We start from the raw sequence: 20,722 nt of genomic DNA on the forward strand, positions 1-20,722 counted from the left end.
TGGCCGAGCACACCGCTGCGCCCGCTCGGCGGCGCGACGGCGATGGCTCAGGTCGCGACCGCTGCCGACGCGCGCTGCTCCGCGTGGACCTCGTCGGCGAAGCGCAGCAGCCGTTCGGCCAGCTCCGGGCCGTACTCGGCGGGGAGCGCATGGGAGGCGCCGTCGATCACCAGCCACTGCGAGCGCGGCATCGCGAACGCGATCTTGCGCAGGGTCTCGACCGGTACGAAGCGATCACCGGCGCCGGCGATGATGAGCGACGGCACCCGCACCCGCGGCAGGATGTCCTCGCCGCAGTGACGCGCCGCCTCGCCGAGCATGTCGGCAAACAGCTCGGGGTTCATCTCGGACATCTGTCGCAGGTAGAACTCGAGGTCGCCGAGCTCGATGCGCATCGGGTTGAGCTGCGTGTGCAGCCCGATGAGCGGCAGCCAGCGCGACGGCAGCACCGTACGCCACAGCTTCAGCGAGAACTCGGAGGCGTGGCGCGTCGCCGCCTGCAGCAGCGGCAGCACGTGGCCGAACACGTCGGTGCCCTGGAACTGCGAGAGCACGCGTCCCGACGGGCCGGCGATCGACACCAGCGCGTCGACACGCGCGCGATGGCGGCGAAACACCTCGAGCGCGACCTGGAAGCCCATCGAGAACCCGACCACGATCGCGTGCTCGATGCCCCAGTGCTCGAGCACCGCGGCGGCGTCGTCCGCGAGGTCGGGCATCGACAGCCGCCACGGACGCGCCGGTTGCGGCGATCGCCCGTGCCCGCGGTAGTGCATCTGGATCACCCGTAGGCGCTCGGACAGTCGCGGCACCACGCGGCGGAAGGCCCAGCCGCTGCAGCCGATGCCATCGAGGATCAGCACGCACGGCGCGTCCAGCGGCCCGGTCGCGCCGGTCCAGAGGGTCGCGCCGTGCCGCTCGACCATGCGCCCGGTCGGCAGGGCCTCGTCGAATTGGGAACTCGGCGTCGGGCCGGCGCCGGCGTCACCGGCGGGCGGCTGCGACGGCGCGTCGCTCACTCGTCCCGGCCGCGCTCGTCATCCGGCGCGTCGTCGGCGAGTTCGTTGACGCTCGGATACTTCATGATGTCCTTGCGCGCGATCTTCCACGCCTTCTGCACGATCCACGAGAGCGAGCGGTCCTGCCGGGCTGCCTCCTCCTGGATCTCCTTCAACATCTGTTCCGGGAAGTAAAGGCTCTGCTTGCGCTTGTCGGAGCTTGCCATGATCGGTTCGGGCTCTCTTCGTTCGGTCTTTCAGGCGGGCGGTAGAACGTGGGGCGAAACGCTGCTGCAGGGTAGGATGGGGTGCGAAAACTTGTCAACTGCGTCGATGGGCGATCGGTGCCTCCGCGGTGCTCCTGCTCGCGTTGCGATCGCGATCGCGCCGTCGCGCGGCGGATCTCGAGCCGCCGCTACGACGCGTCGCGTGAGCCGCCAAGGGCGCCTCGGGCCGCGCGCGTCGAGCGTGCCCCGGCGCGCGCGTGCGGCCCACGGGCGCGGTGTCACCTCCGCGTCTGAACGACGTTTCAAACCCACTGTCATCGTCTGCGCACGGGTCACGGCCGAACGGTCCGGTCGCACGCATGGCCGCCGATCACGATCCCATCGGCCACCGACGGGACGCCACGCCGGCGGTGCGAGGGCCCCGGCGGCGTGGGCTCGAAAAGCGACCGCACGCCGATTTCCCTGTTGTCGAGGCCGGTCTTGGGGCCTATCTTTCGCGGTCCCGTGGAACCGCCAGGGGGGCCATCTCCGGCCCAACCGCGGTTTCCGCTCGGCTCGCGAAAGACCACCACATGGCGCTCAACAAGTCGCAGATCGAAGACTTCCGCCAGGTTCTGCAGGAGAAGCGCAACCGGCTGCTACACGAGGCGAAGCGAACCCTCGATCACGAGATGGTGATCGACTCGGACGAGCGCATGGACGAGGTCGACCAGGCCTCCTCGGAGTACATGCAGGCGTTCTCGTTCCGTCTTCGTGGTCGCGAGCGCTTCCTGATGGACAAGATCGAACACGCGCTGCGCAAGATCGACGAGGGCACCTTCGGCATCTGCGAGGAGTGCGAGGACCCGATCTCGCTCAAGCGCCTGCAGGCGCGTCCCGAGGCGCAGCTGTGCATCCAGTGCAAGGAAGCGCAGGAGAAGGAAGAAGCGGTCTACGCCGAGGAGTGACGCGGGGGCCTTCAGGCGCCGGCGAGCCGCCGCAGCGCGGCGATCTCGTCGGGCCGGCCGATCGCGATGAGGGTCTGGCCGACCCGTAGCTCGAGGTCGGACGGCGGCACGTAGTTGACCCCGCCGTCGGCCGAGCGCACGGCCAGCACCAGGACCCCCGCGCTCTCGCGCAGGTTCGCCGCCCGCAGGGTCTTGTCGGCCAGCGATCCCGCCGCGGTGATCGTGGCCTCTTCGATCCGCAGGCGCGCGTCCTTGTCGCGTAGCATCTCGTCGAGGAAGCGCACCACGTGGGGCCGCAGCAGCTCCGAGGCGATGCGCATGCCGCCGATGAAATTGGGCGTGACGACCGCGTCGGCGCCGGCGCGGCGCAGCTTCTCGGCGGCCGAGGGCGACAGCGCCTTCACCACGATGCGCAGCTTGGGGTTGGTCTGCCGCGCGCTCACGACCACGAACATGTTGGTCTTGTCGTCGTCGAGGGTGGCGACCACGCCCTTGGCGCGGCGGAGGCCGGCGCGGTCGAGCACGTCGTCGTCGGTGGCGTCGCCGTGCACGGTGAGGATGCCGCGCTCGCGGAGCTCCTCGAGCACGGCTTCGTCGCCGTCGACGGCGACCACGTCGTGACCGACCGCGACCAGCTCGTTGACGACGTGGATGCCGGTGCGGCCGATGCCACACACGATGTAGTGGTTCGAGATGTCGTGCATGCGACGCTCCAACTTGCGCCACCGTCGGATGTTCACGAAGTCCGACTCGACGAAGAAGCTCGTGATGGTCGAGACCACGTAGAGGTCGGCGGCGACGCCGAACACCAGGAGCAGCTGCGTCCACTCGCGGCCGCCGTGGATCGCCTGGAAGTCGAGGATCTCGCCGTAACCGACCGTCGTGATGGTGATGACGGTCATGTACACGCAGTCGCGCAGCCGCCACAGACCAGGGCTCTGCAGCCAGCCGATGTACCAGTAGCCGGCGGCACCGACCGCGACCACCAACACCAGCACCACCAGCGCCCACGCGACGCGCCGACGGGCGGCCGCGTAGGCGTCGAACGACGAGTTCCAGCTCTCGCTGCGGTTGCTCAACAAGGCCGGCCCTGCGGACCTCCCTCGGGAAGGGGCGCCGGCGCATGATAGCGCGTGCGCGCCCACGTCGAGCCCGGACGGCCTTGCAGCCGCCCGTGGGGTGCGCTTTAGTGGCGGCGCCTCGACCGTGTCACCGATCCTGTTCACGATCCCGGGGCTCGCGTGGGAGGTCTCGGCCTACGGCTTCTTCGTCGCGCTCGCCCTGGTGAGCGGCTGGGTGCTGGCGATCCGGCTGGCGACGCGCGAGGGGCTGCCGGCCGACCGCCTGGGCGGCAGCTATGTGGTCGCGGTGGCGTTCGGACTCGTCGGTGCGCGCGCGGTGTGGCTGCTGCAGCACCCGACCGCCTTCGAGGGCTGGATCTCGCTGCTGGCGCTGCGCTCGGGTGAGCTCTCCGCCGGCGCCGGGGTGGCCTTCGCGCTGGGGATCACGCTGCTGCAGTGCCGACGTCACGGGGTCCCGGCGATGGCGTGGCTCGACGTGCTCGCGCCCGCGGTCGCGCTCGCGGTCGCGCTGGAGGGGTTCGGCGCGCTGCTGTCGGGCGCGGGCTACGGGGCCTACGCCCCCGAGGCCCGGTTTGCGCTGCGCTTCCCCGAGGGCTCGCCGGCGTACCTCGCCCACCGCCGCGAGCTGTCGCAGCTGCTGCCGCGGGCGGCCAGCAGCTCGTTGCCGGTCTATCCCACGCAGCTGGTGGCGGTGCTGGGCGGGCTGCTCGCAGGCGGGCTGTGGTGGTGGCAGCGCGCGCGTCGGCGCTTCGTGGGGCAGCACGCGATCGGTGTCGCGCTGGTGCTGATCGCCGTGCGGAGTTTCGTCGAGGAGCCCATGCGCGCCGATCGTGCGCCGGCCGTCGTGGGGCCGGCATCGCGCGGCCAGCTGGCGGCCCTGTGCGTCGTCGCGGTGCTGGCGGTGGTGCTGCGGACCCGGCTGCGCGCGGCCGCGAAGTCGACCGTTGTGGCCGCGACCCGCGGCGGGCGGGCGCGACGATGAGCGCGATCCCGGTGGTGCTGCTGCACGGCGCGCTGCGTTCGTCGCTCGGCATGTGGCCGACCGCGGCGTACCTGCGGCGCCGTGGCCTGCAGCCGCGCGCGTTCGACTACGCCACGCGCAGCGCGACCCTCGAGCAGCACGCACGACGGCTCGACGCGTTCGTGCAGGACTGGTTGGGGCCGCGGCCGCCGGTGCTCGGCTTCCTGACCCACAGCATGGGCGCCCTGGTCGTGCGCAAGTACCTGACGACGGCGACGCTGGGCGACGAGCAGCGCGTCGTGATGCTCTCACCGCCCAACCGGGGCTCGCAGCTCGCCGCGCGCAACCAGGGGCGCCGGGCGTTTCGCCTGCTGTACGGCCACGCCGCCGACGAGCTGCAGCCCGAGCGGGTCGCACGGCTGCCGGCGCTGCCGGCCAGCGCCCACGTGTTGGTGCTGGCCGGGGGGCGCGGTGATGCCCGCGGCTTCAATCCGTTGGTCGAGGGCGACGACGACGGCGTGGTCGCGGTCGATGAGATGCGACTGCCCGGGGTCGAGCCGACCTTCGTCGGTGGCCTGCACGCGACCCTGCAGTGGCGTCGCACGGTGCTCGAGCCGGCCGCCACGTTCCTGCGCGGCGGCTGAGCGCGGGCGCGGCGCTGGGCAACTTCGTGCGATCTGCGTTGCCCTTTGGCGCCACGTCGCAAGCGAAAATCCTGCGAAATTTCGGGCTTATGGGGTTCCGCATGAGGAATCTCCAGGTGGGTGTGCTGCGCACCGAGTCCGATGCGCGGTAAAGGGTGCGCCTTCGCGGCCGCGCCGCGCCCACTCCACGTGGCCCCGCGGCCGCGCGATGCGCCGCACACGACACCTCGGATGTCACGCGATGTCCCCGAGTGCGTCACGCGACGCCAACCCCTTGCAAGAGACGAACTGATCCCATGCGCAACACCAAGCTCATCACTCTTCTGCCGTCCCTCGCCGCCGTCGTGCTGCTGTCCGCCTGCCCGGGCGACAGCGAAGAGACCACGACCACGAACGCGGACACCTCGACCACGAACGACAGCAGCGACGACGACCCGTCGGTCACCCTGACCACGACCAACTCGACGACCGCCGACACCACCGACGCCACCACCGACGCGACCACCACCGCGACGACGACGACGATGACGACGGACCCGACCGGCGACAGCAGCGGCACCACCGACCCGACCGACACCAGCACCACCGACCCGACCAACGGCTCGTCGTCGTCGGGCAGCGGCGGCAGCAGCTCGACCGGCACCATGAGCGACTGTGCGCAGGTGACCGCCACCGAGATGATGGACGCGTCGAACAACCCGGGGCTGTTCTTCACCCAGGCCGACGACCTCATCGGCGACGACATGACCCTCGACCAGTTCACGGTCGTGCTCGCCAACGACGACGGCGGCACCTTCGACCTGTCGATGGCGCCCGACGACAACCTCTCCACCTGCGAGCACTGCGTGGTGCTGCTCGAGGACGCCGACGCCATGGGCGTCCCGACCCGCATCTACTTCCAGTCGGAGGGCTCGGTGGAGTACTCGGGTCTGCCGGTCGCCGGCGGCTTCTTCAGCAGCACCTTCACGGGCGTGCGCCTGGTCGAGGTCACGATCGACGACATGGGCGTCTCGACCGTGGTCGACGGTGGCGGCTGCGTCGACATCGTCGACGGCCTGGTCGGCACCGCGCCGGTGATCGACGGCTGGACCTGCAACCCCGCGTACTACGGCGACGACGAGTGCGATTGCGGCTGCGGCATCGCCGACACCGATTGCGCGGACGGCAACCTCAGCTCGTGCCTCTACTGCAACGACCCGGGCTCGTGCAGCGACGCGACCTGCATGAACAACCCGGACATCGTCCCCGACGACAACGCCGTGTGCATGTGAGCCGCGCACCGCGGGCACGACCGCGGTCGTGCCCGTGACGCTCGAAGGGCCGCTTCGTCCTCGCCAATGCCGGCGGGGTTCGAGCGGCCCTTCTTCGTGGTGGACCCGCAGCGCTGGCTGCGGGTCGCCTGTGGTGCCGAAGGCCGGAATCGAACCGGCGACCTAGGGGTTATGAATCCCTCGCTCTCAACCGACTGAGCTACCTCGGCGTGGGTCGGGGCGGCGTTATCGCAGCAGCGTCGGTCGGTCGTCAAGGGCCGCGCGATCGCGGCGAGCTCGTCGGTCCATCGGGGCGATGGGGGGCACGTGGCGCGTCGCCGACGGCAGGGCAACCCCGCAGGACCTTGGGCATGGCGCCTGGGCGAGGGGTGACCAAACGCATCGTCGCCTTCGCGGCGTGCGTGCTAGAGCGGTGAGCGTCCAGGCGCCGCGCAACAGCGACGCCTGGCCCCAAAACCAAGAGGGTCACCATGTCTCGTGACGTCGTCATCGTCAGCGCCGCCCGCACGCCCATCGGCAGCTTCGGCGGCTCGCTCGCCTCCGTGCCCGCGCCCAAGCTCGGCGCCACCGCCATCAAGGCCGCGCTCGCCCGCGCCGGCCTCGAGGGTGGGGACCTCGACGAGGTGTTGATGGGCTGCGTGCTGCCGGCCGGCCAGGGCCAGGCGCCCGCGCGCCAGGCCGCCATCGCGGCGGGCGTGCCCAAGGAGGTCGGCGCCGTCACCGTCAACAAGGTCTGCGGCTCGGGCTTGAAGACCGTGATGCTCGCGGCCTCGGCCATCAAGGCCGGTGACGCCCATGCGATCGTCGCGGGTGGCATGGAGAGCATGTCGAACGCGCCGTACTACCTGCCGCAGGCCCGCAACGGCTATCGCCTCGGCCACGGACAGCTGGTCGACGGCATGATCTTCGACGGGCTGTGGGACCCGTACAACGACTTCCACATGGGCAACGCCGGCGAGCTGTGTGCGAGCGAGCGGAAGATCGATCGCGAGCGCCAAGACGCGTTCGCGGCCGCCAGCTACCAGCGCGCGCAGTCGGCCGTGCGCGAGGGCCTCTTCAAGGACGAGATCGTCGAGGTCGAGATCGCCGGGCGCAAGGGCGAGGTCACCAAGTTCAGCGAGGACGAAGAGCCCTTCCGCGGTGCGGTGGACAAGCTGCCGACCCTGCGACCGGCCTTCAAGAAGGACGGCACGATCACCGCCGGCAACGCCTCGACGCTCAACGACGGCGCCGCGGCGCTGCTGGTGATGGGCGCCGACGAGGCCAGCCGCCGCGGGCTCACGCCGCTGGCGCGCATCGCCGGCTACGCCCAGGGCGCCGGTGCACCGGAGTGGTTCACGACCGCGCCGGCCAAGGCCATCGCCAACCTGCTCGCGAAGACCGGCCACAAGCCCGGCGACATCGACCTGTGGGAGATCAACGAGGCCTTCAGCGTTGTCGCGCTGGTGAACCAGGACGAGCTCGGCATCGCCGGCGATCGTCTGAACGTGCGCGGCGGTGCGGTCGCGCTGGGGCACCCGATCGGCGCCTCGGGGGCCCGCATCCTGACCACGCTGATCTACGCGCTGCGCCAGAGCAAGCGTCGCCTCGGCGTCGCCTCGCTGTGCATCGGCGGCGGCGAAGCGGTCGCGCTGATGGTGGAGGTGAACTGACATGGCCACGAACATCGACACCATCGGGGTGCTGGGCGCCGGGCAGATGGGCGGCGGCATCGCGCAGGTTGCCGCCGGCAAGGGCGTGAAGGTGCTGCTCGCCGACGTCGACCGTGCCCACGCCGAGGCCGGCAAGGCGCGCATCGGCAAGGGCCTGGGCAAGCTGGTCGAGAAGGGCAAGATCACCGCCGAGGCCCGCGATGCGCTGCTCACCAACATCGAGCCGGTCGATGGCGTGGCGGCGTTCGGCGCGGTCGACTTCGCGATCGAGGCCGCGACCGAGAACATCGAGCTCAAGAAGAAGCTGATGGCCGGGCTCGACGCGGCGTGCAAGCCCGGGGCGATCGTCGCCAGCAACACCAGCTCGATCTCCATCACGCTGCTGGGTGCGCAGACCAAGCGACCCGAGCGCGTGATCGGCATGCACTTCATGAACCCGGTGCCGGTGATGGAGCTGGTCGAGATCATCCGCGGCCTGCCGACCAGCGACGAGACCTACGCGCAGACCATCGCCCTGGCCGAGCGGCTCGGGAAGCTCACCGTCACCAGCAAGGACAGCCCGGGCTTCATCGTCAACCGCGTGCTGATCCCGCTCATCAACGAGGCCTGCTTCGCGCTGCAGGAGGGCCTCGGCACCGCGGGTGACATCGACCTGGGCGTGAAGAAGGGGCTCAACCACCCGATGGGGCCGCTCGAGCTCGCCGATCTCATCGGCCTCGACACCTGTCTGGCGATCGCCGACGTGCTCCACCGCGAGCTCGGCGACGACAAGTACCGCGCCGCCAACGTGCTGCGCATGCACGTCGCGGCCGGCTGGCTCGGTCGCAAGACCGGTCGCGGCTTCTACGAGTACGGGGGCAAGTGATGGGCTACGCGACGCTGAAGGTCGAGGATCGGGGGGCGATCCGCATCGTCACGATCGATCGCCCCAAGGTGCTGAACGCGATCGATGCCCAGGTCATCGACGAGCTGGCGGCGGTGCTCGAGCAGACCGGCACCACCGCCGGCGTGCGCGGGCTGCTGCTGACCGGCAGCGGCGAGAAGGCCTTCGTGGCCGGGGCCGACATCGCCGCGATGCAGGAGATGACGCCGGCGGCGGCGCTGGCGTTCTCGGGCCGCGGACACGCCGTCGGCGAGCTGCTTGCGAGCCTGCCGGTTGCGACCGTCGCGGCGGTCAACGGCTTCGCGCTCGGGGGCGGCTGCGAGCTCGCGCTCGCCTGCGACTTCATCTACGCGGCCGAGCATGCGCGCTTCGGTCAGCCCGAGGTCAAGCTCGGCGTGATCCCGGGCTTCGGCGGCACCCAGCGGCTGCTGCGGCGGGTGGGCCTGGCCCGCGCGCTCGAGCTGTGCATGAGCGGTGCGATGATCGACGCCGCCGAGGCCGCCCGCATCGGCCTGGTGAACCGCGTGCTGCCGCGCGAGGAGCTGCTGCCGGCCGCGCTCGCGACGCTCGAGACCATCGCGCAGATGGGCCCGCTGGCGATCGCCAAGGTGAAGGACGTGCTGCACCGCGGCGCCGAGCTGCCGCTGCCCGAGGCCAACCTGCTCGAGCAGCAGGGCTTCGCCGAGCTGTTCGCCACCGCCGATCAGAAGGAGGGCATGTCCGCCTTCCTCGGCAAGCGCGCGGCGAACTTCACCGGCACCTGACGGCGGCGCGTGCGGGGCCCTTGGGTCGTGGCGGCGGCGTGGTAAGCTCCAGGCCGTCCGCCGCGAGGACCTTGCACGCATGGATCTGACGCTATCCGAGGAGCACGAGGCCCTGGTCGCGATGGTGCGGGAGTTCGCCGCCCGCGACGTCAAGCCGATCGCGGCACAAATCGACCGCGACGCCCGCTTCCCCAAGGAGCTGGTGGCCAAGATGGCCGAGCTGGGCCTGATGGGCATCGAGGTCGCCGTCGAGTACGGCGGCAGCGGGCTCGACACCATCGCCTACGTGCTCGCGATGGAGGAGATTTCGGCCGCCTGTGCCTCGACCGGCGTGATCATGAGCGTCAACAACTCGCTGGTCTGCGATCCGCTGGTGAAGTTCGCCAGCGAGGCACAGAAGCAGCGATGGTTGGTGCCGCTGGCATCGGGGCAGAAGCTGGGCTGCTTCATGCTGAGTGAGCCCGAGGCCGGCTCCGACGCCGCCGCGCAACGGACGGTGGCGGTGCCTGACGGCGACGGCTGGATCATCGACGGCACCAAGAACTGGATCACCAACGGGCCCCAGGCCGACACCGGCATCCTGTTCTGCATGACCGACAAGCCCGCTGGGCACCGCGGCATCTCGGCCTTCATCATCGACATGAACGCGCCCGGCGTCGCGCGTGGACACAAGGACGACAAGCTCGGCATCCGTGCCAGCCACTCGTCGCAGATCGTGTTCGACCAGCACCGCGTGGGGCCCGAGCAGCTGCTCGGCAAGGTTGGCGAGGGCTTCAAGATCGCGATGGCCACGCTCGACTGCGGACGCATCGGCATCGCGGCGCAGGCCCTCGGCATCGCGCGCGCCGCCTTCGAGACCGCGGCGGGCTATGCCTGCGTGCGCCGCACCTTCGGCAAGCGCGTCATCGATCACCAGGCCATGGGCTTCATGCTCGCCGACATGGAGACCGACCTCGAGGCCGCGCGGCTGCTGACCCTGCGCGCCGCCGCGATGAAGATGGCGGGGCAGCGCCACAGCCGTGAGTCGGCCATGGCGAAGCTGTACGCCTCGGAGTGCGCCAACCGCCTCGCCAAGGCCGCGATCCAGATCCACGGCGGCAATGGCTACGTCACCGAGTTCCCGGTCGAGCGGTTCTACCGCGACGCCAAGATCACCGAGATCTACGAGGGCACCAGCGAGATCCAGCGTGTGGTCATCGCTGCCGACCTCCTGCGTGGCTGATGCCCGCGCTCCCCGCTGTTCTGCGAGAACCCAAGCCCCATCGCATCGACCGGGCAAGAACGCCAAGAAAGCTGTCAACGATGACCCGCAAGACCGTGTCCACCGCCCGCCTCGCGCTCGTGTCCGTCGCGCTCCTGCTGCCCGCCGGCTGCAAGAAGACCGACACCGACAGCCCCGACGTCGCGTCGAAGTACCGCGACAGCAAGTACCGCCAGGACATCGTCGAGGGCGAGTACACCCAGGACCATGCGAACCAGGGCGACGCGATCCAGCCCGCGACGCTGCGCTCGATCGAGGACACCATCCACAACAGCTATCACCGCGACTTCGAGCGCTGTCTCGAGGACGAGATGGACACCGCCGAGACCCGCTTCATGCGGAGCGTGTTCACGGTCGAGTTCCAGATCGACACCAAGGGCCAGGCCGGCGGTGCCAAGGTGATCAGCATCTGGCTCAAGAAGCAGAACGCCAAAGGCACCGACATCGGTGAGGTCTCACCCGACAGCCTGGAGAAGTGCATCGTCGGCGCGATCGACGGCTGGGTGTTCGATCCGCCGCCAGAGGTCGACTACAAGCACACCTACAAGGGCCAGATCGGCGAAGCGTTCTAGCACCGCCTCCGGGATCGCCAGCGACGATGATGAACTTCTCGCCCGACGAAGCCGAGCTGGCCGTGGCCGCGTTGGCCCGCGACGTGGCGGACACGCAGCTGCGACCCGCCGCCGCCGCGCTCGATCGCGTCGGCGGCTTCCCCCACGAGAACCTGCGCGCGCTGACGCGGGCGGGCCTGCTGGGCGTCAACGTGCCGCGCGCCCTCGGCGGACTCGAGGCCGGCGCGCTGGCCTACAGCCTCGCAATCACCGAGGTCGCCGACGCGTGCGCCGCGACCACCGTCGCGCTCGCGGTCAACAACATGGTCGCCGAGGTCGTCACGCACTTCGGCAACCCCGAGCAGCGCGCGCACCACGTACCGCGGCTGTGCGACGGCCGCTACGTCGTGGGTGCGTTCGCGTTGTCCGAGGCGGGCGCCGGCAGTGACCCCGGCGGCATGCGCACCACGGCGCGTCGTACCGACGCCGGATGGATCATCGACGGCAGCAAGCTGTGGATCAGCAGCGGCAGCGATGCCGGGCTGTTCGTGGTGTGGGCACGCACCGGCGAGGGCGCGGGGGCACGTGGCATCTCGACCTTCCTGGTGCCCGGCGACACCCCGGGCGTGCGCCGCGGCAAGCCCGAGCACAAGCTGGGTCTGCGCGGCAGCACCACGTGCGCGATTGATTTCGAGGGTTGCGAGGTCGGGCCCGAGGCGCTGCTCGACGAGGCCGGCCGAGGCTTCCGCGTGGCCATGATGGCGCTCGACGGCGGCCGCATCGGCATCGCCTCGCAGGCGCTCGGGGTCGGTCGCGCCGCCACGCGCGTCGCCGCTGCGTGGGCCAAGCAGCGCTGGGGCGAGCGCGTGCCGCAGGCGGTCCAGTTCGCGCTCGCCGACAACGCCTGCGAGCTCGATGCGGCGGCGCTGCTGACCCACCGTGCCGCGTGGCTCAAGCGCGAGGGCAAGCCGTTCTCCAATCAGGCCAGCATGGCCAAGCTGATGGCCAGCGAGCGGGCCGTCGCCGCCTGCGATCGTGCGCTGGCGGTGATGGGCGCCGACGGCCAGGACCGCGAGCTGCCGATCGAGCGGCTGGTCCGCGACGTGCGGGTGTCCATGATCTACGAGGGGACCAGTGAGGTGCAGCGACTGGTGATCGCGCGCGACATCATGCGCCGCTTCGGCGAGGAGGCGCGGGCATGAGCGCGATCGCAGCCGTCGCCGGGGTCGCGCGCAGCGACACGCTCGAGGCGCTCTTGGGCGCGGTGCGCAGCTTCACGGCCCGCGAGGTCGACCCCCGCGCGGCGTCGTGGGACGCCGCGGAGGCGCTCGCACCGGGGCTCGCGGCCCAGGCCGCCGAGCTGGGACTGCTCGGTGTCAGCGCGCCCGAGGCCGACGGCGGCCTCGGGGCGGGGCTGTTCGGTGCGGCGTGGGTGATCGAGGCGGTCGCCGCCAGCAGCGGCACGCTCGCGGTGTTGCTCGCGCTGCACGAGGCGGCTGCGGTCGGGCTCGCACTCGCGCTCCCGGGCGCGCAGGCGCGCGGCGCTGCGATGGCGGCGGCGACCACCGGGCTCTCGCAGCTCTCGGGTTGGATCGGACCGCAACACGGACTCGTGCACGCGCAGGTCGGCGACGCGCTCGCGCTGCGCGGCCGGGTCGGCATGGCGGTGGCCGCCAGCGCGCCGCTCGTGCTCGCCAGCCGTGGCGCGCAGGGGGACGCGCTCCACCGTGCCGTGCCCGGGGCCGCGGCGCAGCCCCGCGCCGCCCACGGTCTACGCGGGGCTGGGTGGGCTCGACTCGAGCTCGATCTCCCGCTGGCGCCCGAGGCCACGTGGCTGGTCGGCGACGCGGCCTCCGCGGCCATCGTGCGCATCCAGGCCCGCGTGGCCACGCTCGTCGCCGCCGTGGGCTGTGGCCTCGCCCGTGCCGCCGTCAGCCAGGCGGCGGCCTACGCCAAGCAGCGCGAGCAGTTCGGCGCCCCGATCGCGAGCTTCCAGGCGATTCAGTGGAAGCTCGCCGACGGCATGACGCGGCGCGACGCTGCGTGGTTGCTGACCCTCGCGGCCGCGGATGCCTGCGATCGGGGGTCGTCGTCGGCGATGGCCGCGGCCGCGCGGGCCCAGCTCGCGGCCCACCGCGCGGCTGCGACGGCGTCCTCGGACGCGCTGCAGATCCACGGCGGCTACGGCTACACCTGCGAGTTCCCGATCGAGCGAATGTACCGCGACGCGCGGGCGCTGCCGTCGGTGGATGCCGACGAGGTCGCGCTGCGCGAGGCCATCGGCACGGCCATCGCCCAGCGCTTCGCCTGAGGTCGCTCGGGCCGTCGGACGCGGGCCGAGTCGCGCCTCTAGCGCGTGACGATCGCGTAGGTCGAGGTGAAGATGACCGACGCCGAAAGCACCTGGGCGTCCTCGTCGACCTCGCGGTCCGCCATCGGGGCCCAGCGGTCGGCCTTCTCGGTGACGAGCACGAGGTCGTCCATCGAGACGTCGGTGCGATCGAAGGCGCGGGTCTCGTCGCCGGCGTCGGCCGCCAGGTCGTAGGTCAGGGTGGCGGGGAACATGAACTGCACACCCGCCGGCTCGATGGCGTACACGGCACCGACCACGCCGTCGCGGCGCTCGTCGACCAGCTCGATGGTGAGCTCGACGTCGTGGGTCAGCGCGCCAGCGGGGACGTCGAGGGTCACGCGGCCATCGTCCGAGCTGATGACGCCACCGCGGGCGCCGACGGTCTCACCCTGCTGCTCGCAACCGACCACGAGGGTCGAGAGGGTGAGCACCGCAGCCAGGAGGGTCTTCGTCGTCGCCATGCCCGGTCCCATGAGCAATGGCCATGCCGCGCTCCGCCAAGTTGCAAGTTGCTGGAATCACAGATCGTGGCTACGGCGCTCGCCACGGCAAGCCGGCTCGATCCGGATGGCGAGCCCTGTAGCCGGGCGCGGCGTTGGTGGGCGCCAGTCCGGCGCCACGCAGCGACGAAGGGCGCTTCGCGACCAGGACGCCGCGCCGACGCGGGGCGGCCCGATCGGGCCACCAGCTGGCCACCGCTGGCCACCGCTGGCCGCCCTCGGCCTTCCCCTCGTCGGCTCGCCCGCGCGCGTGCGCCAAGGTGGCGCGTCACTCGAGGCCGAGGTCGGCGACCTCGTCTTCGTCGAGGCCGAAGAAGTGACCGAGCTCGTGCAGCACGGTGATCTCGACCTGCTCGGCGAGCTCGTCGTCGTCGCGGGTCATCGCCAGCAGGTTGGCATAGAAGAGCACGATGCGGGCGGGCAGCAGATCGCCGTGCCCCAGCCGATGCATCACGTCCGTGGGCCCCTCGAACAGCCCCAACGCGCGGCTGTCGAAGCCCTCGCGCACGAGCGCCGGATGGGGCCGCGCCTCGAGCACGACCGGCACGTGCTCGACGCGCTCGGCCAGGTGCGGTGGTAGCCCGGCCAGCGCGGCGCGGGCGTGATCCTCGATGAAGGCGAGGTCGTCGGGCGTCCCGATGGCGTGGCGCCGATCGGTGCGCGCGTCGAGGCTGAGCACGCGCAGGTCGTGCTCGATCATGCCGGCGCGGTCGCCGAGGTCCTCCAGCACGCGCGCCAGCAGGTGGTGCGCGTCGGCGTGATCGGGGTCGTCCTGCACCGCCGCCTGCAGGTGATCGCGGGCAGCGTCGGGCCGGTCCTCGGCGAGCGCGAGCTCGGCCTGCAGGTGCCGGGCCTCGGCGCTGTCGGGCGCGAGCGCGACCGCCTCGGCGATGCTGCTGCGCGCGCGCTCGACCTCGTCGCGCGCCAGCAGATCGAGCGCCTCGTCGACGAGCAGCGTGAGCGCCTCGGCGAGGGCGGGTGACAGGCGCGTGCGGGCGGGCGGCATCGTGGAGCGGCGCCGCGATCATGGCCCAGTTTGGCGTGCCGTGGGCGCAGCGATCGGGCGCCACGGCCGGCGCCGCGCGACGCGCGGGCGCACCCCCGGAGGCGCTTTCGGGTATACCCTCCGGCTGCCGTGAACGACCCCGTACGCCTTCGCATCCGCACGCTCGCGACCGGCGGTGATGCGGTCGGTCATCCCGTGGACACCGCGGGGGACACCCCGGCGACGTGGTTCCTGCCCGACGCGCTACCCGGTGAGCTGGTGCTCGCCGAGCCGGTGCAGCGCGCCCGCAAGCACGTGGTCGCGCGCGTGACCGAGGTGCTCGAGCCGAGCCCCGCCCGCGTGACGCCGCCGTGCCCATGGGCGGGCGAGTGCGGCGGCTGCCAGTGGCAGCACATCGCCGCCGGCGAGCAGTCGGCGCTCAAGCTCGGCATCGTCCGCGATGCCCTGCGCGCGTTCGCGGTCGCACCGGTCCTGGCCGACGTCGCCAACCCCCGCGAGGGCCTCAACTACCGTCGCCGCGCGCGGCTGCACTACACCCGGGGCGACGACGGGCTCGCGCTCGGCTTCCACCGCCGACGCAGCAACGAGGTGGTCGACATCCCGCGCTGCGCGGTGCTGCTGCCGCCGCTGCGCCATGCGATCGACCGATTGCGTGCGGCTGCGGCGGTGCTGCCCGAGCAAGGTGAGGTCCATGCGCTGTGCGATGGCCAGTACGTGGTGTTGGGGCTGCCCGGTGTCCGCGACACCAAGGAGAACCGCGCCGCACTCGAGGCCTGCCTCGATCGCGTGCTGGTCGGCATCGAGCTGCGCGGCGGGCGGGCGCGCGCCAAGATCGGTGAGTGCCTGCTCGAGATCGACGGCAGCGCCGCGGTGCCGGGCGTGGTCGCCAGCGCGTTCTCGTTCGCGCAGGCCCGCGCCGACGTCAACCGTGTGCTCGTGCGCCACGTGGTCGTCCGCGCCAAGCCCCACGGCAAGCGCGTGCTCGAGCTCTACGCCGGCGGCGGCAACTTCACGCGCGCGCTGGCCAAGGTCGCGACGCGGGTGTGGACCTGCGACGACGATCGCGAGTCGGTGAGCCTGCTGCGCAAGCTCGCGGTCGAGCACGACCTGCCGATCAACGCCAAGCACGGCGACGTTGCGGCGCTGCTGCCCCGCATCGCGGAGGGTGAGTCCCGCTACGAAGTGGTGGTCGCCGATCCCCCGCGCGCCGGGCTCGGGCAGGGGCCTGCGCGCGCGCTCGCTCGCATCGCGACCGAGCGCATCGTGCTGGTCGCCTGCGACGTCTCCACGCTCGCGCGCGACCTCGCGGTGCTGGTCAAGCACGGCTGGGCGATCGCCGACGTGACGGTGTTCGACATGATGCCGATGACGCCGGAGGTCGAGGTCGTGGTGACGCTCTTGCCCAAGGCCGCGGCATGAGTGCGGCCCGCCGTGGTGACGACGGTCCGCGGCCGGTCTATGTGCTCTACGGCAGCGAGCACGGGCCGCTGCGGGCCCGGCTCGAGGCCATCCGCGCCGCGGTGCTCGAGGCCGACTTCGCGGCGTTCAACCACGAGCGCTTCGCCGGCCGCGACCTCGAAGGGCCGGGCCGCGTGCTCGAGGCCTGCGCCCAGGTGCCGCTCATGGCCCGCTTCCGGTTGGTCGAGCTCGACGAACCCGAGGCCATCGGCAAGGGCCGCGGGCCCGCCAATCCCAAGCTGCTCGACAACCTCGTCGAGTACATCGCTGCGCCCAACCCCAGCACCGTCCTGGTCATCACCTCGGCCGGCATCGATGCCCGCTCGCGGCTGGTGACGGCCGCCAAGAAGACCGGCGCGGTCGAGAAGTTCGATGGGCTCAAGCGCAACGACGAGGCGGTCGACTTCGTGCACGACCACGCACGCGGGGTCGGTCGCGCGATCGATCGCGCGGCCGCCGACGCGCTGGTGCAGCGGGTCGGGACCTCGCCGTCGGCGTTGCTGTCGGCGTTCGAGCAGGTCGCGACCTACGCCGGCGTCGACGCGCGCATCGAGCTCGCCCACGTCGAGGCGGTCATCGCCGACGCCCGCGAAGCGGTCGTGTTCGATCTGACCGACGCGGTCGGAGCCGGCCGCCACGAGCGTGCGCTGGTGGTGCTGCGGAAGATCTTCGCGCAGGGGCAGGGCGGCATGTCCGAGGCCGCGCCGCTGGTCGGCATGCTGGCCCGGCAGCTGCGCCTGCTGATGCTGGCGCACGGCTGCGAGCTGCGCTCGGGCGCGCTCGAGGAGAAGGCCGGCGTGCCGCCGTTCGTGGCGCGCAAGCTGCTCGAGCAGGCGCGCACGTTCTCGCTGCCGCGCCTGCGTCGCGCGTTCGGCTCGTTGGTGCGGCTCGACGGCGACCTGAAGGGCGGCTCGTATGTCGTGACCCGCTCGCCCCAGCTGGCGCTGGAGCGGTGGATCCTCGATGCGTGCGCCGTGCTGCCGGACGCTGCCGCACGCTGACCCTCCCGTCGTCGCTCCGCCCAGCGGCGGAGCCTCCGAGGATCACGCGCAGCCCGTCACGGGCCGCTGCGACGGCTACTTCGCCGGCGCGTGGGCGACGGCGCGGGTCAGTCGCGACACGTAGCGCGACGCGGTGTTGCGGTGGATGACGCCCTTGCTGGCGGCCTTGGTGATCGCCGTGATCGCCGTGGGCAGGCCGGCCTTCGCCGCGTCGAGGTCGCCGCCATCGAGCGCCTTGCGGACGCGCTTCATGAACGTGCGCATCGACGACAGGTGGGTCAGGTTCCGTGCACGACGCTTGATGCGCTGACGGTTTCGCTTCTCTGCAGACTTGTGATTCGCCACTGTCGGAAAGCTCGCTTTGGGGGCGCGACTCTATCGCCAAGGCGCCCATGCTTGTCAAGGCACCCCGCCATGGGCGACAACCCGGCTGTGGACCGGCCCGTGGACGCCTGCACCCCCCCGTCCTGCGAGCCCTCCGCCCGCCGAGCCCGGCCGGCCCGCGTGGCGGCCCTGGGCGCCCTGGGCGGCCTGCTGGTGGCCTGCGTGTTCACCCCGCCGCCACCGCTGCCCGAGGAGCTGGCCAAGACCCAGGCCGAGGAGCAGGCCCGCATCGAGCGGCTCCGCGCCGGGCAGGGCGATCCCAAGGCCGGCGGCGAGACCGAGGGGGGGCCGAGGTTCTCGCCCGGTGACGAGCCCGAGATCGGCATGACCGACGAGGAGATCCGCGCGTACGCGACCGCGCAGGGCGACCCGGCCGGCGGCGAGTTCACCCTCGAGCAGGCGCTCGTCGACCCCGCGCCCGACGAGTCGCTCGCGGGCGAGGGCCGCCTGTGGGTCCGCATGAAGCTCGCCGAGGGCACCATCGAGTGCGAGCTGTTCCCCGAGCATGCGCCCCGCACCGTCGCGAACTTCATCGGGCTCGCCCGCGGCAAGCGGCCGTTCCGCGACGAGGACGGCAGCTGGGTGACGCGTCGCTACTACGACGGCACCGGCTTCCACCGCGTGATCGAGGGCTTCATGATCCAAGGCGGCGATCCGACCGGCACCGGCACCGGCAACACCGGCTACGTGCTGCCCGACGAGTTCGCGCCGGTGCTGCGGCACGATCGCGCCGGGATGCTCAGCATGGCCAACCGCGGCCTCACCACCGGCTCGTCGCAGTTCTTCGTCACGCTGGCACCGACGCCGCACCTCGACGACAAGCACACGATCTTCGGTCGCTGCACCGACGGCAGCGTGGCGGTTGCGGAGCGTATCGCCCAGAGCGGCGGCGCCGGCGATCGCCCGCGCACGCCGCAGACGATCACCAAGATGGAGATCGTGCGCGCGCCCGCCGGCCGCTAGCACGACGGCGGCGACGCTAGCGCGCCTTGGTGCCGGTGGTCGCCGCCGGCTTCGAGCTCGGTGCCGCGGCGGGGCGCGTCGTCGTGGTCGTCGCAGCGCCGCGGCTGCGTGCGGCCTTGCGGCCTGGCTTCGCGCTGCGCTCCGTGTCGCGCTCGAGCACGCGCTTGCGCGGACCCTTGCTCCGCTTGCGCACGCGCTCGGGCGGGCCTGGCCGGGCCCGCGATCGATGCGACCGCCGAAGATCGACACGTAGCGGCGCCCGTTCTCGACCCCGGCGCCGAACAGCCCCAGCAGCACGCGCCAGTGGAAATCGCCCTCGGTCGCGCCGCGGCCCCGGGTCCACCACGCCAGGCCCGGGCCGATCACGTGGGTGTCGAGCCGTCGACCCGCGGCGCGGGTGTAGAGGCCCGGCACGAACTGGATGGTCTTGCCCTTGCGCGTGAAGTCCCACCACACGAAGGCACCGAAGGTGCCGCGGTTCTCACCGCGCTCGATGTGCCACACCAGCGGGAACTGCACGAAGTCGAGGTTCTCGCCCTTGCGGTGCTGCACGTAGAGTGCGGGCCCGACCGCCGTCCAGGCCTCGTCGTTGCCGAAGTTGTCGTCGCGCAGCACCAGCGGGAACACCCACGTCAGCTTGCGCTGCGCCCACGCGTGCGAGTGGAAGAACAGCGGCGGCAGCACGGCGGTCGAGACCTTGTGCTGCTGCCGCGACTGCCACACCACCAGCCCGGCCTCGAAGAAGCGGCGATCCTCGCGGCGACGCGCGATGAACAGCGGTGGCGCGGCGAGGGTCAGGCTGCGCTTCTCGAGCCGGTGCGAGCGACGGAACCACAGCGGGAACACCATCGATCGCTTCCAGGTGTTGGTGGTCCGCACCGCGACCGGGCCGGCGTACCAGCCCAGCACCTTGCCGGGCTCGTTGTTCACGCCGAACAGCGGCGTGTACAGCCGCGTGCGACCCGGCTTGCGGTCGTAGACGTACAGCAGCGAGCCGTGGGTCACGCGGCCCTTGCCGTCCTTGCCGTAGACGAACAGCGGCGCGCTGCCCCACAGCGTGTACGTGCACTTGGGGTCGTCCTCGGCCAGGTAGCCGCACTTGCGGTAGCGCCAGAGCAGCGGTGCGAAGCCGGTGAAGCGGGCGTTGCGTTGCACGCGGAACACGTCGACGAAGCCCGGCGGCACCAGCGAGAAGCGCGTGAAGTTGTAGAGCCGGCGGCCGCCGAACGCGAACGGGAACGCACCCCACGTGCGGCGACCATTGGCGCGCTTGCGGTCGAACCACAACGGCACGGCGACCGTGGTCTGCTCGCCGGTCTGCTTGTCGGCGAGGTGCACGATGATCGGCAGCGACACCAGCCGGCGCTTGGTCGCGCTGTCCATCCACCACGCCAGCGGCGCGACGCCGGTGTGCAGCGAGGTGCGGGAGAGCCGGTGGAAGAACGGTCCGCCGATGAGCGTGTGCGTGCGACGGTTGCGATCGCGCGACCAGAAGAAGCCGAGTCCGGCGTCGACGTCGACGCCGCCCGGCTGGCGCTGCCGGAAGTAGAACGGGGCGATCGCGAGGTTCTTGCGCGCCGGCGGGCCACCCGGCACGGCCGCGACGTCGCGACGCCAGACCAGCGGGCTCCACATGTCGAGCGCGTCGCCGGGGGCACGTCGGCGCAGGTAGAGCGGCAGCACCGAGACACTGCGGATCACGCCCGCGTCGGTCTGCTCGCGGGCGACCCAGACCAGGGGCGCCACGCCCCAGACGTCGCGCTTGGGCGTGTGCCGCTGCACCCACGGGCCCCACACCAGCGTGCGCGTGTCGGCG

The 20,722-nt window shown here is 71.7% G+C and carries 20 protein-coding genes and 1 tRNA gene; 14 read left to right on the plus strand and 7 right to left on the minus strand.

Annotated features, from left to right (window positions below):
• Positions 1-47: 47 nt before the first annotated feature.
• Complete coding sequence (locus IPH07_04455; protein ID MBK6916635.1) at positions 48-1,019, minus strand: alpha/beta hydrolase; 972 nt, start codon at positions 1,017-1,019, stop codon at positions 48-50.
• Complete coding sequence (locus IPH07_04460; GenBank protein ID MBK6916636.1) at positions 1,016-1,225, minus strand: TIGR04563 family protein; 210 nt, start codon at positions 1,223-1,225, stop codon at positions 1,016-1,018. Before IPH07_04460 ends, IPH07_04455 begins: the two co-directional genes overlap by 4 nt.
• Positions 1,226-1,797: 572 nt before the next feature.
• Here IPH07_04460 and IPH07_04465 point away from each other — a divergent pair.
• Complete coding sequence (locus IPH07_04465; protein MBK6916637.1) at positions 1,798-2,172, plus strand: TraR/DksA C4-type zinc finger protein; 375 nt, start codon at positions 1,798-1,800, stop codon at positions 2,170-2,172.
• Between the two features lie 11 nt (positions 2,173-2,183).
• Here the strand turns inward: IPH07_04465 and IPH07_04470 are convergent, their stop codons facing one another.
• Positions 2,184-3,251, minus strand: coding sequence for a potassium channel protein (locus IPH07_04470; GenBank protein MBK6916638.1), 1,068 nt, complete (start codon positions 3,249-3,251; stop codon positions 2,184-2,186).
• A gap of 127 nt (positions 3,252-3,378) precedes the next feature.
• On the opposite strand from IPH07_04470, the gene IPH07_04475 reads away from it, so the two are divergent.
• The 3 genes from IPH07_04475 (at position 3,379) to IPH07_04485 (ending at position 6,130) form a co-directional block, all read left to right on the plus strand.
• Positions 3,379-4,236 (plus strand): prolipoprotein diacylglyceryl transferase, encoded by an 858-nt coding sequence (locus IPH07_04475; GenBank protein MBK6916639.1) that lies wholly within the window; start codon positions 3,379-3,381, stop codon positions 4,234-4,236.
• A complete protein-coding gene (locus IPH07_04480) occupies positions 4,233-4,859 on the plus strand; it encodes a hypothetical protein (GenBank protein ID MBK6916640.1) in 627 nt (208 codons plus the stop codon). Before IPH07_04475 ends, IPH07_04480 begins: the two co-directional genes overlap by 4 nt.
• A 296-nt stretch (positions 4,860-5,155) precedes the next feature.
• The gene (locus IPH07_04485; GenBank protein MBK6916641.1) at positions 5,156-6,130 is read left to right on the plus strand and encodes a hypothetical protein; all 975 of its coding nucleotides are present in this window, start codon (positions 5,156-5,158) and stop codon (positions 6,128-6,130) included.
• Positions 6,131-6,261: 131 nt separating this feature from the next.
• Here the strand turns inward: IPH07_04485 and IPH07_04490 are convergent.
• A tRNA-Met gene (locus IPH07_04490) sits at positions 6,262-6,339 on the minus strand.
• Positions 6,340-6,600: 261 nt separating this feature from the next.
• On the opposite strand from IPH07_04490, the gene IPH07_04495 reads away from it, so the two are divergent.
• The 7 genes from IPH07_04495 (at position 6,601) to IPH07_04525 (ending at position 13,552) form a co-directional block, all read left to right on the plus strand.
• Positions 6,601-7,782, plus strand: a complete 1,182-nt coding sequence (locus IPH07_04495) for an acetyl-CoA C-acyltransferase (protein MBK6916642.1) — start codon at positions 6,601-6,603, stop codon at positions 7,780-7,782.
• Position 7,783: 1 nt separating this feature from the next.
• Positions 7,784-8,647, plus strand: coding sequence for a 3-hydroxybutyryl-CoA dehydrogenase (locus IPH07_04500; protein MBK6916643.1), 864 nt, complete (start codon positions 7,784-7,786; stop codon positions 8,645-8,647).
• Complete coding sequence (locus tag IPH07_04505) at positions 8,647-9,429, plus strand: enoyl-CoA hydratase/isomerase family protein (protein MBK6916644.1); 783 nt, start codon at positions 8,647-8,649, stop codon at positions 9,427-9,429. The genes IPH07_04500 and IPH07_04505 overlap by 1 nt, the downstream gene beginning before the upstream one ends.
• 79 nt (positions 9,430-9,508) lie before the next feature.
• Positions 9,509-10,651 (plus strand): acyl-CoA dehydrogenase family protein, encoded by a 1,143-nt coding sequence (locus IPH07_04510; GenBank protein MBK6916645.1) that lies wholly within the window; start codon positions 9,509-9,511, stop codon positions 10,649-10,651.
• Positions 10,652-10,731: 80 nt separating this feature from the next.
• Positions 10,732-11,262: a hypothetical protein gene (locus tag IPH07_04515; GenBank protein ID MBK6916646.1), complete on the plus strand. Its 531-nt coding sequence runs from the start codon at positions 10,732-10,734 to the stop codon at positions 11,260-11,262.
• Between the two features lie 29 nt (positions 11,263-11,291).
• On the plus strand, positions 11,292-12,443 hold the full coding sequence (locus tag IPH07_04520) for an acyl-CoA dehydrogenase family protein (GenBank protein ID MBK6916647.1): 1,152 nt from the start codon (positions 11,292-11,294) through the stop codon (positions 12,441-12,443).
• The gene (locus tag IPH07_04525; GenBank protein MBK6916648.1) at positions 12,440-13,552 is read left to right on the plus strand and encodes an acyl-CoA dehydrogenase family protein; all 1,113 of its coding nucleotides are present in this window, start codon (positions 12,440-12,442) and stop codon (positions 13,550-13,552) included. The genes IPH07_04520 and IPH07_04525 overlap by 4 nt, the downstream gene beginning before the upstream one ends.
• Positions 13,553-13,590: 38 nt before the next feature.
• Here IPH07_04525 and IPH07_04530 read toward each other — a convergent pair whose 3' ends face one another.
• Both IPH07_04530 and IPH07_04535 read right to left on the minus strand, forming a co-directional pair.
• Positions 13,591-14,055: a hypothetical protein gene (locus tag IPH07_04530; GenBank protein ID MBK6916649.1), complete on the minus strand. Its 465-nt coding sequence runs from the start codon at positions 14,053-14,055 to the stop codon at positions 13,591-13,593.
• Positions 14,056-14,362: 307 nt separating this feature from the next.
• A complete protein-coding gene (locus IPH07_04535) occupies positions 14,363-15,100 on the minus strand; it encodes a metallopeptidase family protein (protein ID MBK6916650.1) in 738 nt (245 codons plus the stop codon).
• A gap of 129 nt (positions 15,101-15,229) precedes the next feature.
• Here IPH07_04535 and IPH07_04540 point away from each other — a divergent pair, with 129 nt between their 5' ends.
• Both IPH07_04540 and holA read left to right on the plus strand, forming a co-directional pair.
• Positions 15,230-16,519, plus strand: a complete 1,290-nt coding sequence (locus IPH07_04540) for a class I SAM-dependent RNA methyltransferase (protein ID MBK6916651.1) — start codon at positions 15,230-15,232, stop codon at positions 16,517-16,519.
• Positions 16,516-17,559 carry a DNA polymerase III subunit delta gene (holA, locus tag IPH07_04545; protein MBK6916652.1) on the plus strand — a complete coding sequence of 348 codons (1,044 nt, stop codon included), beginning with the start codon at positions 16,516-16,518 and terminating at the stop codon, positions 17,557-17,559. The genes IPH07_04540 and holA overlap by 4 nt, the downstream gene beginning before the upstream one ends.
• A gap of 75 nt (positions 17,560-17,634) precedes the next feature.
• On the opposite strand, the gene rpsT is transcribed toward holA, so the two are convergent.
• Positions 17,635-17,904, minus strand: coding sequence for a 30S ribosomal protein S20 (gene rpsT / locus IPH07_04550; protein MBK6916653.1), 270 nt, complete (start codon positions 17,902-17,904; stop codon positions 17,635-17,637).
• Between the two features lie 498 nt (positions 17,905-18,402).
• Here rpsT and IPH07_04555 point away from each other — a divergent pair, with 498 nt between their 5' ends.
• Entirely contained in the window at positions 18,403-18,906 is a 504-nt protein-coding gene (locus tag IPH07_04555; protein ID MBK6916654.1) for a peptidylprolyl isomerase, read from the plus strand.
• The last annotated feature ends 1,816 nt before the right edge of the window (positions 18,907-20,722 follow it).

Source organism: Deltaproteobacteria bacterium, assembly GCA_016709225.1.
GTDB lineage: Bacteria > Myxococcota_A > Polyangia > Nannocystales > Nannocystaceae > Xiheibacterium > Xiheibacterium phototrophicum.

Excerpts from the sequence above, each read along its gene's own strand:
- IPH07_04460 (MBK6916636.1), bottom strand. The coding sequence starts at position 1,225 with ATGGCAAGCTCCGACAAGCGCAAGCAGAGCCTTTACTTCCCGGAACAG.
- IPH07_04465 (MBK6916637.1), top strand. The coding sequence starts at position 1,798 with ATGGCGCTCAACAAGTCGCAGATCGAAGACTTCCGCCAGGTTCTGCAG.
- IPH07_04480 (MBK6916640.1), top strand. The coding sequence starts at position 4,233 with ATGAGCGCGATCCCGGTGGTGCTGCTGCACGGCGCGCTGCGTTCGTCG.
- IPH07_04485 (MBK6916641.1), top strand. The coding sequence starts at position 5,156 with ATGCGCAACACCAAGCTCATCACTCTTCTGCCGTCCCTCGCCGCCGTC.
- IPH07_04495 (MBK6916642.1), top strand. The coding sequence starts at position 6,601 with ATGTCTCGTGACGTCGTCATCGTCAGCGCCGCCCGCACGCCCATCGGC.
- IPH07_04500 (MBK6916643.1), top strand. The coding sequence starts at position 7,784 with ATGGCCACGAACATCGACACCATCGGGGTGCTGGGCGCCGGGCAGATG.
- IPH07_04505 (MBK6916644.1), top strand. The coding sequence starts at position 8,647 with ATGGGCTACGCGACGCTGAAGGTCGAGGATCGGGGGGCGATCCGCATC.
- IPH07_04510 (MBK6916645.1), top strand. The coding sequence starts at position 9,509 with ATGGATCTGACGCTATCCGAGGAGCACGAGGCCCTGGTCGCGATGGTG.
- IPH07_04515 (MBK6916646.1), top strand. The coding sequence starts at position 10,732 with ATGACCCGCAAGACCGTGTCCACCGCCCGCCTCGCGCTCGTGTCCGTC.
- IPH07_04520 (MBK6916647.1), top strand. The coding sequence starts at position 11,292 with ATGAACTTCTCGCCCGACGAAGCCGAGCTGGCCGTGGCCGCGTTGGCC.
- IPH07_04525 (MBK6916648.1), top strand. The coding sequence starts at position 12,440 with ATGAGCGCGATCGCAGCCGTCGCCGGGGTCGCGCGCAGCGACACGCTC.
- IPH07_04530 (MBK6916649.1), bottom strand. The coding sequence starts at position 14,055 with ATGGCGACGACGAAGACCCTCCTGGCTGCGGTGCTCACCCTCTCGACC.
- IPH07_04535 (MBK6916650.1), bottom strand. The coding sequence starts at position 15,100 with ATGCCGCCCGCCCGCACGCGCCTGTCACCCGCCCTCGCCGAGGCGCTC.
- holA (MBK6916652.1), top strand. The coding sequence starts at position 16,516 with ATGAGTGCGGCCCGCCGTGGTGACGACGGTCCGCGGCCGGTCTATGTG.
- IPH07_04555 (MBK6916654.1), top strand. The coding sequence starts at position 18,403 with ATGAAGCTCGCCGAGGGCACCATCGAGTGCGAGCTGTTCCCCGAGCAT.